This is a genomic window from Mesorhizobium sp. M0898, from assembly GCF_040319695.1.
GTDB lineage: Bacteria > Pseudomonadota > Alphaproteobacteria > Rhizobiales > Rhizobiaceae > Mesorhizobium.
On sequence record NZ_JAMYOE010000014.1, the window covers coordinates 39,511 to 53,321 of the forward strand.

Here is a 13,811-nt window from a genome sequence, read left to right on the forward strand (position 1 = left end):
ACGCCGCATGGCCGGACAGGGTCTTCTCGATCAGCAGCTATGGGAGCGATTGCTGGCGCTTGTGCTGGCATCGGCCATCGTCATGGGCAGCCCGGGACCGGCGACGATAAGCGTCACCGCGGTCGGCGCTGCGTTCGGCCTGCGCGGTTCGCTGCGCTATGCCTCGGGGATCGTTGTTGGCACGATCCTCGTGCTCGTGGTGGTGGCAACGGGCATTATGGCCGTTCTCGCGGCGTTGCCGAAGCTCGCCGCGCTGCTGGCGGTCGCCTCGGCAGCCTACATCCTCTATCTGGCCTTCAAGATAGCGACGACGCCGCCACTGGCGGCACGCATTGGTGGGGCGGCGCTTCCCACTTTCCTGGGCGGGTTCCTTCTGGCCGTTGCCAATCCGAAAGCCTATGTGGCGATTGCCGCCGTGTTCGCCGGCGCGTCTTCCGGCGCCGGCGGTCTTGCTATTTCAGCCAAGCTGGCGGTCCTCGCCTTGATGATTGTTGCCATTCATCTCTTGTGGCTTCTCGCCGGCGCGGCTTTTGCACGTTTGCTGCGCAAACCGCTGGCGTCGCGGATCATCAATCTGGTGTTTGCCGTGACGCTGGTTGCAACAGCCGCCCTGGCTGCCTTGCCGTGAGCCTTTCTGGCATCCGCGGTGGGTGTCTCAGTCTTTCAATTCAGGTTTCGCGTCCAGCTCACCAAGCCGTTTCACCGCCGTCGGCGGCATCGGCGGCGGGTTCGGTGTCTGCGCCGCTTCGACGAGGAGCTGGTCGCAGGCGGCCTCCGTCTCGCCGATCAGCCGTTGCATGAATTCGTCCTTGCCGAGGCCGGGCGGGATCGGTGGCAGGAAGCGCGCCTTGATCGTGCCGGGATAGCGCAGGAATTTGCGGCGCGGCCAATAGAGGCCGGCGACGTGGGCGACCGGCACCACCGGAATGCCAAGTTGCGCGTAGAGTTCGACGATGCCGTATTTGTAGACCGGTTCGTCGCCCGGCGCGCGGCGGGTGCCCTCGGGATAGATGATCAGCTGGCGCGGATTGCGCGCCAATTCCTGTTTGGTCGCGGCGATCACCATTTTCAATGCCTTCGAGCGGCTGCCGCGGTCGACAGGAATCATCCGCATCTTCAAAATGTACCAGCCGAAGAACGGGATCCACGTCAGCTCCCGTTTCAATATGTAAACGGGATCGTCGAGATAAGGCAGGAAAGCGATCGTGTCCCAGAAGGACTGGTGCTTCGGCGCCAGGATGAAGGAGCCGTCAGGCAGGTTTTCCTGGCCGGTGATCTCACTTCTGGTGCCGGCGATCTTGTCGTAGAGCCACATGCTGGTGCGCGACCAGAATTTCGGCACGAACCAGGCGCGATGGCGCGGCGACAGGAAATAATACGGGGTCCAGAGGATCATCTGGACGATCAGATTGAGGTAAAAGGCGAGATTGAACGCCAGCGAGCGGAAATACAGCATACAACAAGTGCCCGGTGAGGAGGTGTGCGTTCGTTACACCAAGCGCCGGCAAAAAGGAAACGCTGCGAGGCGGGCGATCGGCCCGGCCTTGCGAGGGCCGTCTTCGTCACGTTTCCCACGCGGCCTGCAGCAGGCGCTGTCTCAGGCGCGGGGCGGCGAAGTCGAGGAATGCGCGCAGCTTCACCGGCAGTAGCCCCTGGCCGGCATGGACGAGGCTCACCGGCCATGGGTCTGGCTCAAACTCTTGCAGCACCGGGCGCAGCGTACCCGACCGGACTGCGGCGGCAATCTGATAGGAAAGCAGCCTCGTCACGCCGACGCCGGCAATCGCCGCATCGATCGCTGCCTCAGCCGTGTTGACCCGTAACCTGGAGCGGATCGGCACGCTGAATTCGGTCTTGCCGGTGGCGAAGCTCCAGGCTGCGGCGGTGAGCCCTTCGAAGGTGATGGCACTGTGTGCTGCAAGCTCCTGCGGCGTTTTCGGTGTGCCGTGCTCGGCGAGATAGGCCGGGCTCGCGCAAACGACGCGGCGGATTGAGCCCAGGCGGGTGGCGATCAGGCTCGAATCGGCAAGCTCGCCGATGCGGATGGCGAGGTCGATGTGCTCTTCGACCAACTGGGTTATCCGGTCGGCGAGTGTCAGCCGCACACCTACCTCAGGATAGACGGAGAGGAAGCTGGTGACGACCGGCAGCACATGCAGGCGGCCGAAGACGATCGGCGCAGTGACGATGAGTTCGCCGGTCGGGGCATTGTATTCGCCGGCGGCTATTCGCTCGGCCTCGCCGACCTCGTCGAGAATGCGACGACAGGCGGCGAGATAGGCATGGCCTGCATCGGTCAGCGACAGCTGCCGCGCCGAGCGGTTCAACAGCCGTGTCTTCAAATGCTTTTCCAGGTCCGAAACCTTGCGGCTGACCGTCGTCAGCGGAATGCCGAAGCGGCGCCCGGCAGCCGAGAGGCTGCCTGTCTCCGCCGCGGCAACGAAAAGCGACATGGACTGGAGGCGATCCATAGCTCTCCCGAAAATTTGCCCTCCCGAAAAACGGAAGGATAGATTGCAGATATGGCATCTGCATCTCGAAGATGGAAGGACCTATTTCCTGACTAGCAATACAGCGCAGCTTGGCGCTTGAGGAGGCTTCCATGAACGCTCACACCAGCGATGTTGCTTTCACCCCGACGGTGAAGGCGATTCAGGCGCGCAAGGGCTCGCGCCAGGCCTATGCCCGTGTCGAGGAGCGTGGCGGCTGGCAGGCGGCAATCACGCCCGATCTCGCCGCCTTCATCGAGGCGCAGACCAGCGTCTTTCTGTCGACCGCCAATGCGGACGGGCAGCCTTACATCCAGCATCGCGGCGGGCCTGCCGGTTTCCTCACGGTGCTCGACGAACGGACGATCGGCTTTGCCGATTTTTCCGGCAACAGGCAGTTCATCACCCAGGGCAACCTCAACGACAACCCACAGGCTTTCCTATTCCTGATCGATTATGCGCACCGGCAGCGCATCAAGATCTGGGGCAGGGCGCGCGTCGTCGAGGGCGATGCCGAGCTGACGGCAAAGCTGATGCCGCAAGACTATAAGGCGCGACCCGAGCAGGTTATCCTGTTTACGGTTTCGGCTTGGGATTCAAATTGCTCGCAGCACATCCCGCAGCGTTTCGAAGCGGCCGACGTGGCGGCGGCGCTGGGCGAACGCGACAAGCGCATCGAACGGCTCGAACAGGAGATCGCACGCTTGCGATCAGATGCTGCAGCCAGGGAATAAGAGCTAGGGAATAAAAGTGCCGGTGCCGTTCAGTTTCCGCCCGCGGCGTCGGCCAGCGTGACGCCGTTGGGCGATTGCTTCACCGGCATGATGCCGCGCGCCAGCGCCAGCAGGTATTTGTTATATTCGGTGAACAGCACGCGCAGCGCTTCTGGCTTGGTCAGCCAGCCGCCATTCTCGAGGTTGGTGTTGACCACCGGATAGGGTTCGAGCCTGGCGCCGTGCAGCAGCCGGCCCATTTCCAGCAGGCTGCGCGGCATGTGATAATTGTTGGTGACGAGAATGACGGTGCCGTAGGCATGGTCCTCGACCCATTTGGCACTTTCCTCGGCATTGCCGATCGTGTCGAGCGCGGCGCGGTCGATGTCGACGCAGCAGGAAAACAGCCTCTTGTCGCCGCCGGTCGCGGCCTGAAGCTGGCGGCGGCTGGCGGAGGGATGGACGCCGCTAATCAGCAGCCGCTCGCCCTTGCCTAACGCAAGCAAGCCCATCGCAGCGTCGAGGCGCGACTGGCCGCCGGTCAGCACGATGATAGCGTCGGCCCTTGCCGGATTGGCGGGCGTAGTCAGGCGGCTGACGGTATTGGCGAACCAGCCGAAGCCGGCGACAAACAGCGCCATAAAGGCGAGCAGAAGGAGAGCCGAGATGCGCAAGGAGCGGGCTGCCAGCAGCCGCCCACGTTCGGCGAACTGATCCGGCTTGGCAAATTCATCAGGCTCGGCGAATACAGGCGGGCGCGCAACCAGCACTGGCATGCATCCAGCGGTATCGGTCGAGTCCCGAACGTCCATCATGAAATGGTTAATCCCGAAATACGGCCTTTGGTAGGAAAAAAATGCAATTTTCGTGACGATGCGTTTTCATCCGTGATCGATCTTTCCTTTAGCCGGCGTCCGGCTGGCGAATGTCGATGTCGCTGAGATAGGTAACCACGGTGAAATGGGAGGTTGCCGCCGTCAGCGCGCCGATCACCAGCACCATGACAGCGACCCCGAGATAACCCGCCGAGCCGATGGCGAAATTGCCGAACAGGGCGGTCGCCTGGTCGGCCTGCGGCGTTGCCATGTTGCGTGACGACCACCAGGAGAAGACGATGAAGACCAGGATCGCCGCGGCGCCGCCTGCCGCGGCGCCCTTCATGCCGGTGACCAGAAAATGCCGGCGGAATTCGCGCGCGATGAAGCGCGCCTCGGCGCCGACGAAATGCAGCACCTCGATGATGTGGCCATTGCCGGCCATGGCGCCGCGCGTCGCGAATACAACGGTCAGCACCGTCGCCGACAGCATCAGCGCCAACACTGCGATACCGATCGTTACCGTGGTGCGGGCCATGGCAACCAGCCGGTCGACCCAGGTGCGATGATCGTCGAGCGAGGCGCTCGGCAGCTTCGGCGTGATTGCCGCGCGCAGTGCGGCGAAATCGGGCGGACTATTCTCGTCGATGGTGATGATGATCAAGCGCGGCACCGGCAGCTCATCGATGTTCAGGCCCGAGCCTAGCCAAGGCTCGAGCAGTCGGGCCGTTGCTTCGCGATCGATGATCCTGGCGCTTTTCACGCCAGGGAATTCGCCGGCGATCTGCGAGGCCAGCGCAAGTGCGGCCTCCATGTCGAGGCCGTCGACCGGCTTGATCTGGATGGTCGCTTCGCGCGAGATCTGGTTCTCCCAGACGGAGGCGGTGTCACGCACCAGCGTGACTGCGCCAAACGTCAGACAGGACAGAAACGTCATGATGGCAATGACCAGCACCAGCGCCCGGCCGGCGATGTTCTGCGCCGGCACGATCGGCGCCATTTTGCGCTGGACGCGGGGCTTTGCCGCCGCGGCGTCCTGACCCTCGAAATGTTCGACGGAGAGCTCAGTCATAGATGTCCAGCCTTCCGCCGGCCAGGATCATTCGCCGTGCGTCGACCTGTTCCATCAGGCCGAGGTCGTGTGTGGCGATCACCACGGCGGTGCCCAGCCGGTTGAGCTCGATGAACAACCGCAGCAAGCGTCGCGCCAGCGGCGGGTCGACATTGCCGGTCGGCTCGTCGGCGAGCAGGATCTCGGGCTGCTCGATCAACGCCCGGGCAATGGCGGCGCGCTGCTTCTCGCCGCCAGACAGCACCGGGGGCAGCACATGCATGCGCTCGCCGAGGCCGACCCATTTCAGCAGCTCGGTGACGTCAGTGCGATAGGTCGCCTCCTCGCGACCGCGCACGCGCAGCGGCAATGCCACGTTCTCGTAGGTGGTCATATGGTCGAGCAGGCGAAAATCCTGGAACACCACGCCGATGCGACGTCTCAGATGCGGCAATTCGGTGCGCGAGATGCGCGAGCGGTCCTTGCCGAAAATGGTGATCAGGCCGCGCGTCGGCTTCAGCGACATGAACAAAAGCCGCAGCAACGTCGTCTTGCCGGCGCCTGAAGGTCCGCTCAGGAACTGAAAGGAGCGCTCCGGAATGTGCAAGGAGATGTCGCGGAGAATCTCCGGACCCATGCCATAGCGGAGGCCGACATTTTCGAAGCGGATCACTTTCGACGACCTGAAATTCTCGGCGGCAAGATGCCAGCCCTTTCTGTGGAAAGACCATCGGCCGGCATGGTTAACCGACGGTTAATTTGGGGGCTTTTCGAGCGAGTCACAGGGGTTCCGGTGGGGAAGCGTTAACCATTTCCGTTTACCCAAAAGAAACGAACAGCGAACAGGTGCGGTAGTGTTGGGCCATGATGGCTGAGGATCGAACCGCGCGCCCGGTTTCCGGCGAAATCATGACCGATCCGGCCGCCGAGCCGGAACGCATCATGCGCGACGTGACCGCCGAGGTCATCGATGCCGACTATGAGGTGCTGCCCCGCCATTTTACACGTCAAGACTTTGCGCCGCCGCCTGCGCGCATGATTTCCATGCCTTCGATCGAAGGCATGGACATGTTGCGCAAGCCCGAAACCGCCGTCGAACGGCCGTTGTGGGTGCATGGTGGGCCGATCTTCTGGATTGTCGGCGTCGGTGCCGTCTTTGCCGCCTTCTGGATTTCGGGCGGCCATGCGCTGGTTCGTTAGAGCGGCGCCAGAAAATCAACAGGTCACCAGATAAACGATTCGCGACGGTGGGACATCCGACCGTTCGCGGGTGCCCTGCGAAAGATTTGGCCTTGCCAGACGGCACGACATGCCTAGAAACGGGTTGAAGACCGTTTCGGTCGGCTTCGCCTACAAAGGCGATCATTTCTGGAAGGGCAGCCAATGCCAGTTGTGCGCGGCAAGGACATCGAAGTCCTGTTTTCGGCGTCCGCCATCGCGCGGCGGAACCTGGAACTTGCCAAGGAGATCGCCGGGCACGACTACCACGACCTTCTGGTAATCTCGGTGCTGAAGGGATCGTTCATCTTCGCCGCCGATCTTATCCGTGCCATGCACGATGTCGGCCTGTCGCCGGAGGTCGAGTTCATCTTCATCTCCAGCTATGGCGCCGGCACGACCAGCGGTGAGGTGAGGGTGCTGCGCGACATCGACAACGAGGTCGCCGGCCGCGATGTGCTTTTGATCGATGACATTCTGGAATCCGGCAAGACGCTGAGTTTCACCCGCGACCTCATGCTGTCGCGCGGCGCAAGGAGCTGTGCCATCGCCGTGCTGCTCGACAAGCGCATGCGCCGCCAGACCACGCTCAACGCCGACTATGTCGGCTTTGACTGCCCCGATTATTTCGTCGTCGGTTATGGCATGGACGTCGCCCACGCGTTTCGCGAATTGCCGTTCGTCGGCATCGTCAAGGGCGACGCCTGAGGCCTTTTGAAAATTCTACTCCGGCGGTCATCTGACGCGGTTTTCTGCGCTTCCGGTGCTCACGGACTCGAACGTCCGCTCCGGGTCTCGAAAACCACGTCATATGACTCGGCGGAGCGAATTTTGAAAAGGCCTCATGGCCTTCCTGGCTTTCAGGAAACATCAACTTTTCCTCGCCAAATATCCTGCCCATGGCAAATCTCCTGATCGTCGAGGACGATGAATCCGTCCGCACTCTCGCCGCTCGCGCGCTCGAGCGCGCCGGGCATAATGTCACTGTCGCCGCGGACGGCGCGCACGGCCTTTCTCTGGTCCGGGCGGCGCAAGGGAGCTATGACCTTGTGCTGTCCGACATCCGCATGCCGGAGATGGACGGCATCGAGATGGCCAAGGCGGCAGCGGCGCTGTTCCCGGCGATGAAGATCATGCTGATGACCGGCTATGCCGACCAGCGCGAGCGCGCCGAGGAATTGGACGGCATTATTCTCGACGTCGTGCAAAAGCCGTTCACGCTGGCTGAAATCCGCGCCCGCGTCGAACAGGCGCTCGCCTGCTTCGCCTAAGCCCAAGGCCGACCGCCTTCAGGCAGGGTCGCAGGTCGCCGTATTGGCTGGCGCGCCGCTCCGGCGCCGGCCGGCATTGAGCGCAAAAAGCCCGGCGCCGATGATGAGGGCTGCGCCGGCCGCCGTCGCTGGTCGCGGCACCTCGGCAAAGAACAGAAAACCCCATAGCGGCGACCAGATGATACCGGTGTATTCGAAGGTGGCGACGCTGTTGGCGGGCGCCAGCCGGTAGGCCTGCGACAACAGGATCATGCCGGCCGAGGCAACGAAGCCGCATGCCCCCATCTTGAGGAGGTCCGGCGTCGCCGGCCAGACCCATGGCCGGACGAGGAATTCGAGGCTCGGATGCACGGCGTGGTCAATGCCTGCCAGCCAAAACAATGCCGCCACCAAGGCGGCGCCGACCAGATAGGCGCCGTTCTGATAGAACGCCATGACAGTCGAGGATTCGGTGTCGCCGATCTTGCGTGCCATCAGCTGCGAGAAACCGTAGAGCAGAGCCGAACCTAGCGACAGCAGCGCTGCCCAGTCGAACAAGCCGGCGCCCGGGCGCACCATGACCAGCACGCCGAGCATGCCGACCAGGACGGTGGCGAGCGCCTGCCAGGACACGCGTTCGCCGAGATAGGGGCCGGCCAGCGCCATGATGAACAGCGGCGCCATGAAATAGAGCGCCACCGCGTCAGCCAGCGGCAGGGCGGCGATTGCCAGATAGTAGGCCGTGTAGGAGGTGAACTGGATGAAGGCGCGCATCGTCAGCATGCCGAACCGCTTCGACAGGATCGCCTGCAATCCGACATCGGCGTGGACGAGGAAAACCAGGATCGGCAGGGCGACGATCGAGCGGATCGCCATCACCTCGGTGACCGGATAGTGGCTCGACACCGCCTTGACCAGCGGGTCCTGCAGCGAAAAGACCAGCACGCCGAGACAGAGGCTGAGGATGCCGAGCACAAGCCGAGTCTGCATAGGCGCTCCTGTCTCCCGCGTGCGTGGCCGAAGGCAGGCCTGCATCCGGGTAAAAAGAACCCGCCACCGTTTCGGGCAGCGGGTACGAGTGAGGACTTTTGATTGGTCCGCAGCCGATTTCGCGGCCGCATATCCAATGGGTAAGGCGACTATCGTCCCCCGTTTGACATGTTGCAAACGAATTGGAATGATGCCAGCAATCAGATTTTCTTATGGTGGGCACATGCGACCCAATCTCGACAGCGACCTGTTGCGCACCTTCGTGGCGGTCGCCGACACCGGCAATTTCACCAAAGCGGCGGAGCGGGCCGGCCGCACCCAGTCGGCAGTCTCGATGCAGATGAAGAGGCTCGAAGGCATGATCGGCGACAGCCTGTTCGAGCGCGGGTCGCGCGGTGTAGCGTTGACGCAGCGCGGCGGCGAACTCATCGCCAACGCCAGGCGTATCGTTTCACTGCTCGACGAGACGGCGGCATCGATGGTCGCGGCGCCGCTTGGCGGGCCGGTGCGCATCGGTATCCCGGAGGAATATGGCCACGCGATCCTGTCGCGGGCACTCGGCGTCTTTGCCAAGCGCCATCCTCAGGTCGACATCACCGTCCGCTACGCGCATTCCGGTGCGCAAATCGCGGCGCTCGCCGCCGGCGAGCTCGATCTGGCGGTGGTGTTCGAATGGCAGGATCTGTCAGGCGGTGAGGTGCTGATGCATGACCCGACCGTATGGGTGACGTCGGAGCTGCATCACATGCATGAGGAGCGGCCGGTGCCGATCGCGCTCTACAACCGTGCCGGTTGGTGCAAGGATTTCGCCATAAAGTCGCTGGAACAGCGCGGTCTCGCCTATCGTGTCGCCTACACCAGCGATACCAATGGCGGCCTGCGGCTCGCCGTCACCTCCGGATTGGCGATTGCGCCGATCTCGCGCAGCAACATCCCGGCCGGCTGCCGCGAGCTTACGGCCGCCGACGGGTTCGGCGACATCGATTCCTCGAACGTGGTGCTGCGGCGCAATGCGAACGCTTCCGGCGAGGCAATCGACGGCATGGAAGAGGCGATCCGCGAGGCTTTCACCAACCGTTAAAGCATGCCACTCAGCTCGGCGCTGGCGGCCACCACGGACTGCGCGCGGCGATCTTCCGAATACAGGCAGCCTTACTTCAGCTCCAGCAACCGCTCCAGATAGCTGCGCTCGATATCGGGGCTGAGTGCGTTGCCGAGCCGCTTGCGGATCGCTTCGAGGATCTGGCGGGCACGCTGCACGTCGATCTCGTCGGGCACTCTCACCGAACTTCCGTCGTCGGGACCCTCGCTGGTGCGAGGCCGCCCGAGCGGGTCACGGTCGGCATTCTGCTGGCGTCCGCCCTGGCCGTTGCCGCCCTGGTCGCCTTGCATCGCCTGCAGTTGCTTCATCATGTCCTTGGCGCCCCTGCGCAAGGCTTCCAATGCGCGGCCCTGGTGACCGACGGCCTGGTCGCCTTCGCCCTCGCCGAGCGCCTGTTCGGCATTGCCCATGGATTTGCCGGCCTCGCCAAACCCCTCATTGGGGTCGAGGCCCATGCCTTCGAGGCTCTTCCTCAATTGATCGAGCTCGCTCTGCAGCCTGCCCTGGCCTTCCTGCAATTGCTTCAGCGCGTCAGCAAATTCCTGCGGCGTCATCGGGTTCGGCCGGCCGAGGGGATCGCGGTCGTCACCTGGGCCGGGCTTGCCCTCTTCGCCCATCGGGCCTGGCTCACTGTTCTCGCCGAGCTGCTCGTCGCGGTTCTGCCCGCGCTGTTGCTGGCCGCGCTGCATCTGGTCCATGCGGAAAGTGTCGTTCATCATCTCCTGCTGGCGCCGCATGATTTCGCCCAGCTTGTCCATCTGCTGGCGCATCTCGCTGTCCTGCTGGCCGCCTTGCTGCTGGCGGCCTGCCTGCAGATTGTTCATCATATCCTGCAGCTCCGACAGCAATTGCTGCGCCTGGTCGCGATTGCCGGATTTCGCCAGGTTCTCGATCTGGTCCATCATGCGGTCGATGTCGCTCTGGCGCAGTTCCTGGCCGTTCTGCTGCATCTGTGGCGCATTCGGATTCTGCTGCGCCCGCGCCGCGAATTCCTGCAGGAACTGGTTCATCGCCTCGCGCAGTTCCTTCATCGCCTTCTCGATCTCTTGGTCGCTGGCGCCGTTCTTGATCGCGTCCTGCAGCGCCTGCTGCGCCTGGCGCAGCCGCTTCTCGGCCGCCGACAGATTGCCTTCCTCGATGCCGAGCGCGATCTCCCAGAGGTAAGCGACCTCGTCGCGCAACTGGTCGTCGCTGTCGGCCATCTTCAGCCGGGTGCGGGCGCTCATGATGGCGAGATAGTGCGTCATGTTGTCGAACGTGTCTTCGGGTCTGAGCGTGATCGCATCCATCAGGTCGAGCACGCGGTCCTTGGCATAGGCGTCGAGCGCCAGCATGCGGCGCTGCTCGACCACAGCCCGCGCCAACGGGTTGGAGAATGGCCGCTCCGGCATCACCAGCGTCTTGGTTTCGCTGGTCGCCGTGTGTCCGGCACCGTCGGTGACGACAAGCGACAGCTTGACGTTGCCACCGGCCCAGACATGGTCGGTCAGATCCTTCGTCGTCTTAGCAGCATTGGCCTTGCCGCCGCGGCGCGGCAACGTCAGCGGCATTTCCGGCGGGCCATAGAGCGGATGCGCGTTGGGCACTTGCGGATCGGCCAATGCGAAAACCGCCTTGGCGGAGGCCGCGCCATAGTCGTCGTCGATCTGGTAGTTGAGTTCGAAGGCGCCGTTGACGGCGCGCTTCGGCTCGCCGACAAAGCGGATCTGCGGCGGCTTGTCGGGAATTATGGCGAAGGCCCAGCGGCCGAGCTCGCCGTCGCTGGACTGCAGCGTCAGCGTGCCGTCGGCGGTCAACTTGCCGCTGAACTGGCGCACGGTGGAAGGCGTTGCCGGACTTGCCTCAGTCTTGGCGGCTTGCGGCCCGGTCGGATCGATGGCGCGGGTGTTGCCGCCGGTATCGGCGTAGCTCAGCGTTTCCTCGCCCGAACCGCCGGTGACGCGCAGCGACACATCGCTGCCCTCCGGAACCGTGAAGGTCGGCGACGCTTTAGTGGCGTTGTTGGCCAAGACGGGGGCGTTCAGGAATACCGGCGGCCTGCCGGTATAGGCCGGCGGCGTCACCCAGGCATCAATGCGCGGCGGCACGACGTCGCGGGCGGCACGGGCAACAAAACCGTCGCTCAGCCTGCCGCCCGATGGCCCGAAGGAGAAGGCAAAGGCAGTGACCAACAAAAGCGCGGCAACGGCGCGCAGCGCCCACGGGTCGCGTTCCGGCACGCGTGTGCGCGGCACGTCGCCGCCAAGCTCGCCCAGCCGGTCCGCCATGCGCCGCTGATGCTCGCGCCACAGGGCTTGCGAAAAAATGCTTTCCTTGCCGCTCGGGCGATCGGTCTGGACCTGCACCGGGCTGTGCAGCAATCGGTTGGCCGCCTCGATGCGGCGGTCGACCTCGGCCCTGGATGGCGTGCGGAAGAAACGCAGTGGATAGAGTGCGGCAAGCGCTGCGACGCCGAATGCCGTGATAAGACCGATCCGCGCCAGATCGGGCAAAAATGGGAACAGGCCGAGCCACGAAATGCTGAGGAACAGGCTGGCGACGATGATCAGTGGCAGCAGCAATGGCCAGCCGCGTTCGACGATTATCGAGACCTGCGTCCCCAGCCGGCTCAAGGCAAGGCGCCTGGCCAGACTGCGATCGCTGGTGAAAATGGGTCGTTGTGTCATCGGCCCTTCCTGGCCGGGCGGGATAGCCCAGGCCTCACGAGTCTATCGCATGGGCCCGAAAAGTCGATTTTCGGGAAGCACGATGCGAAGACCTAAAATCTTAGCGCGTACTTCGTGCGTCCAAGCGGATGCACATCGCCCTAAGGATACCAACAAACACGGCGAAGGCGAGGCGGTTCCCCAAAACGTGAACAATAATGCCCCGGATATTGTCAGAATTTCGCCGGATTGGCGTTTGCGCCGCAGACCAGTACGGCAACGCGCTCGCCTGCAGCCGGTGCGTAGCGGCCGGACAGGAGCGCCGCGAAGGCGGCCGCGCCGCCCGGCTCGGAGATGATTCGCACGCGGTCCCACAGCGCCGCCTGGGCGGCGATAATGTCGTCGTCGCCGACCAGGATCGAGCGCTCGACGAATGCCTCGGCGATAGGATACATCATTTCGCCGACACGCTTTGGCGCGAGCGAATCGGCGGCGATGCCCTCAGCCGGCGCGTCGACGGGTCGGCCCGCCTCGAAGGCGCGATGAAGCGTCGGCGCACCCTCCGGCTCGACCGCGATTATCCTGATGCGGCCGGAAAACCAGGCAGCGATGCCGCCGATCAGCCCGCCGCCGCCGACGGCGACCAGCAGGGTGTCGAGCTTCGGCAGGTCGGCCTCGATCTCGAGGCCGAGCGTGCCTTGCCCGACCAGCGTCTCCTCCTGGTTGAAGGCGTGGATCTGCAGCGCGCCGGATTTTTCGGCGAAGCTCTCGCTGGCGGCCAGCGCCTCGGCATAACGGGCGCCGCCGACGATCAGCTCGGCGCCGTAGCCGCGGATGCGGTCCAGCTTGGCCTGCGGGCTCACTTCGGGAACAAAGATGGTCGCCTTGTGGCCGAGCCGCATGGCGGCATAGGCGACGGCGGCGCCGTGATTGCCGCCCGACGCGGCGACGACGCCGGCCGCAGGAACCGGCCGTTCGAGGAGATTGGTGAACGCACCACGTACCTTGAACGAGCCGGAATGCTGCAAGCACTCAAGCTTCAGGTCGACGGGCAGAGGCGGGCGGCCGAAATCGGCCATGTCGACGCGCAGCACCGGCGTGTGGCGCACGAAGGGCCGGATGCGGGGTTCTATCGCCGCAATGCGCTCGCGTGTGATCGTGTGGCCGTGCAGCATGCTTTCACTCCCAGAGTTGACATTACTTAGTAACTTGGCAAAGTGCCTAAATGCAAGAGGTCGACGTTTTCAAAGCGATTGCCAACGAGCGCAGGCTCCAGATCCTCGATTGGCTCAAGGACCCGCGGGCGCATTTTCCGCCGCAGACGGACGGCGATCTGGTCGAGGACGGCGTCTGCGCGCTGCTGATCGCGGAGAGGCTAGGGATCACCCAGGCTACGCTCAGCGAGCATATGCGCGTGCTCACCCAGGCAGGGCTTTTGCGCAGCAAGCGCATCAAGCAGTGGATATTCTATCGCCGGAATGAGGACAGAATCGCCGAAATCAGGGCGCTCATTCAGCACCGGCTGTAGCTGCAGAGTT

General features: G+C 63.7%; 15 protein-coding genes. 7 read left to right on the plus strand and 8 right to left on the minus strand.

The window, feature by feature from the left end; translation table 11 throughout:
* The first annotated feature begins 7 nt into the window (after window positions 1-7).
* Window positions 8-628, plus strand: coding sequence for a LysE family translocator (locus NKH90_RS16820; RefSeq protein WP_352820107.1), 621 nt, complete (start codon window positions 8-10; stop codon window positions 626-628).
* Between the two features lie 27 nt (window positions 629-655).
* On the opposite strand, the gene NKH90_RS16825 is transcribed toward NKH90_RS16820, so the two are convergent.
* Entirely contained in the window at window positions 656-1,456 is an 801-nt protein-coding gene (locus NKH90_RS16825) for a lysophospholipid acyltransferase family protein (RefSeq protein ID WP_352820108.1), read from the minus strand.
* Window positions 1,457-1,562: 106 nt separating this feature from the next.
* Entirely contained in the window at window positions 1,563-2,471 is a 909-nt protein-coding gene (locus tag NKH90_RS16830) for a LysR family transcriptional regulator (protein ID WP_352540197.1), read from the minus strand.
* 131 nt (window positions 2,472-2,602) lie between these two features.
* On the opposite strand from NKH90_RS16830, the gene NKH90_RS16835 reads away from it, so the two are divergent.
* A complete protein-coding gene (locus tag NKH90_RS16835) occupies window positions 2,603-3,223 on the plus strand; it encodes a pyridoxamine 5'-phosphate oxidase family protein (protein ID WP_352820109.1) in 621 nt (206 codons plus the stop codon).
* A 29-nt stretch (window positions 3,224-3,252) separates the two neighbouring features.
* On the opposite strand, the gene NKH90_RS16840 is transcribed toward NKH90_RS16835, so the two are convergent.
* The 3 genes from NKH90_RS16840 to ftsE form a co-directional block, all read right to left on the minus strand.
* On the minus strand, window positions 3,253-3,843 hold the full coding sequence (locus tag NKH90_RS16840) for a YdcF family protein (RefSeq protein WP_502898855.1): 591 nt from the start codon (window positions 3,841-3,843) through the stop codon (window positions 3,253-3,255).
* A 262-nt stretch (window positions 3,844-4,105) separates the two neighbouring features.
* A complete protein-coding gene (locus NKH90_RS16845; protein ID WP_352820110.1) occupies window positions 4,106-5,089 on the minus strand; it encodes a cell division protein FtsX in 984 nt (327 codons plus the stop codon).
* Window positions 5,082-5,741, minus strand: coding sequence for a cell division ATP-binding protein FtsE (ftsE, locus tag NKH90_RS16850; RefSeq protein WP_023677923.1), 660 nt, complete (start codon window positions 5,739-5,741; stop codon window positions 5,082-5,084). Before ftsE ends, NKH90_RS16845 begins: the two co-directional genes overlap by 8 nt.
* Before the next feature lie 236 nt (window positions 5,742-5,977).
* Here ftsE and NKH90_RS16855 point away from each other — a divergent pair, with 236 nt between their 5' ends.
* The 3 genes from NKH90_RS16855 to NKH90_RS16865 all read left to right on the plus strand — a co-directional run bounded on the left by NKH90_RS16855 (window position 5,978) and on the right by NKH90_RS16865 (window position 7,557).
* The gene (locus NKH90_RS16855) at window positions 5,978-6,268 is read left to right on the plus strand and encodes a hypothetical protein (RefSeq protein ID WP_352683073.1); all 291 of its coding nucleotides are present in this window, start codon (window positions 5,978-5,980) and stop codon (window positions 6,266-6,268) included.
* 183 nt (window positions 6,269-6,451) lie between these two features.
* Complete coding sequence (gene hpt / locus NKH90_RS16860) at window positions 6,452-6,994, plus strand: hypoxanthine phosphoribosyltransferase (protein ID WP_254816654.1); 543 nt, start codon at window positions 6,452-6,454, stop codon at window positions 6,992-6,994.
* Window positions 6,995-7,185: 191 nt separating this feature from the next.
* A complete protein-coding gene (locus tag NKH90_RS16865) occupies window positions 7,186-7,557 on the plus strand; it encodes a response regulator (RefSeq protein ID WP_352471419.1) in 372 nt (123 codons plus the stop codon).
* An 18-nt stretch (window positions 7,558-7,575) separates the two neighbouring features.
* On the opposite strand, the gene NKH90_RS16870 is transcribed toward NKH90_RS16865, so the two are convergent.
* On the minus strand, window positions 7,576-8,526 hold the full coding sequence (locus tag NKH90_RS16870; RefSeq protein ID WP_352820111.1) for a DMT family transporter: 951 nt from the start codon (window positions 8,524-8,526) through the stop codon (window positions 7,576-7,578).
* Between the two features lie 223 nt (window positions 8,527-8,749).
* On the opposite strand from NKH90_RS16870, the gene NKH90_RS16875 reads away from it, so the two are divergent.
* Window positions 8,750-9,607, plus strand: a complete 858-nt coding sequence (locus NKH90_RS16875; RefSeq protein ID WP_352471415.1) for a LysR substrate-binding domain-containing protein — start codon at window positions 8,750-8,752, stop codon at window positions 9,605-9,607.
* A gap of 71 nt (window positions 9,608-9,678) precedes the next feature.
* Here the strand turns inward: NKH90_RS16875 and NKH90_RS16880 are convergent, their stop codons facing one another.
* Both NKH90_RS16880 and NKH90_RS16885 read right to left on the minus strand, forming a co-directional pair.
* Window positions 9,679-12,294 carry a TIGR02302 family protein gene (locus NKH90_RS16880; RefSeq protein ID WP_352820112.1) on the minus strand — a complete coding sequence of 872 codons (2,616 nt, stop codon included), beginning with the start codon at window positions 12,292-12,294 and terminating at the stop codon, window positions 9,679-9,681.
* 212 nt (window positions 12,295-12,506) lie between these two features.
* Complete coding sequence (locus tag NKH90_RS16885) at window positions 12,507-13,448, minus strand: threonine/serine dehydratase (RefSeq protein ID WP_352502689.1); 942 nt, start codon at window positions 13,446-13,448, stop codon at window positions 12,507-12,509.
* Window positions 13,449-13,498: 50 nt separating this feature from the next.
* On the opposite strand from NKH90_RS16885, the gene NKH90_RS16890 reads away from it, so the two are divergent.
* Window positions 13,499-13,801: an ArsR/SmtB family transcription factor gene (locus NKH90_RS16890; RefSeq protein ID WP_352489424.1), complete on the plus strand. Its 303-nt coding sequence runs from the start codon at window positions 13,499-13,501 to the stop codon at window positions 13,799-13,801.
* The last annotated feature ends 10 nt before the right edge of the window (window positions 13,802-13,811 follow it).

What these genes read in the sequence shown, in the direction of transcription:
- NKH90_RS16820 (WP_352820107.1), top strand. Translation starts at nt 8, where the DNA reads ATGGCCGGACAGGGTCTTCTCGATCAGCAGCTATGGGAGCGATTGCTG.
- NKH90_RS16825 (WP_352820108.1), bottom strand. Translation starts at nt 1,456, where the DNA reads ATGCTGTATTTCCGCTCGCTGGCGTTCAATCTCGCCTTTTACCTCAAT.
- NKH90_RS16830 (WP_352540197.1), bottom strand. Translation starts at nt 2,471, where the DNA reads ATGGATCGCCTCCAGTCCATGTCGCTTTTCGTTGCCGCGGCGGAGACA.
- NKH90_RS16835 (WP_352820109.1), top strand. Translation starts at nt 2,603, where the DNA reads ATGAACGCTCACACCAGCGATGTTGCTTTCACCCCGACGGTGAAGGCG.
- NKH90_RS16840 (WP_502898855.1), bottom strand. Translation starts at nt 3,843, where the DNA reads ATGGCGCTGTTTGTCGCCGGCTTCGGCTGGTTCGCCAATACCGTCAGC.
- NKH90_RS16845 (WP_352820110.1), bottom strand. Translation starts at nt 5,089, where the DNA reads ATGACTGAGCTCTCCGTCGAACATTTCGAGGGTCAGGACGCCGCGGCG.
- NKH90_RS16855 (WP_352683073.1), top strand. Translation starts at nt 5,978, where the DNA reads ATGACCGATCCGGCCGCCGAGCCGGAACGCATCATGCGCGACGTGACC.
- hpt (WP_254816654.1), top strand. Translation starts at nt 6,452, where the DNA reads ATGCCAGTTGTGCGCGGCAAGGACATCGAAGTCCTGTTTTCGGCGTCC.
- NKH90_RS16865 (WP_352471419.1), top strand. Translation starts at nt 7,186, where the DNA reads ATGGCAAATCTCCTGATCGTCGAGGACGATGAATCCGTCCGCACTCTC.
- NKH90_RS16870 (WP_352820111.1), bottom strand. Translation starts at nt 8,526, where the DNA reads ATGCAGACTCGGCTTGTGCTCGGCATCCTCAGCCTCTGTCTCGGCGTG.
- NKH90_RS16875 (WP_352471415.1), top strand. Translation starts at nt 8,750, where the DNA reads ATGCGACCCAATCTCGACAGCGACCTGTTGCGCACCTTCGTGGCGGTC.
- NKH90_RS16880 (WP_352820112.1), bottom strand. Translation starts at nt 12,294, where the DNA reads ATGACACAACGACCCATTTTCACCAGCGATCGCAGTCTGGCCAGGCGC.
- NKH90_RS16885 (WP_352502689.1), bottom strand. Translation starts at nt 13,448, where the DNA reads ATGCTGCACGGCCACACGATCACACGCGAGCGCATTGCGGCGATAGAA.
- NKH90_RS16890 (WP_352489424.1), top strand. Translation starts at nt 13,499, where the DNA reads ATGCAAGAGGTCGACGTTTTCAAAGCGATTGCCAACGAGCGCAGGCTC.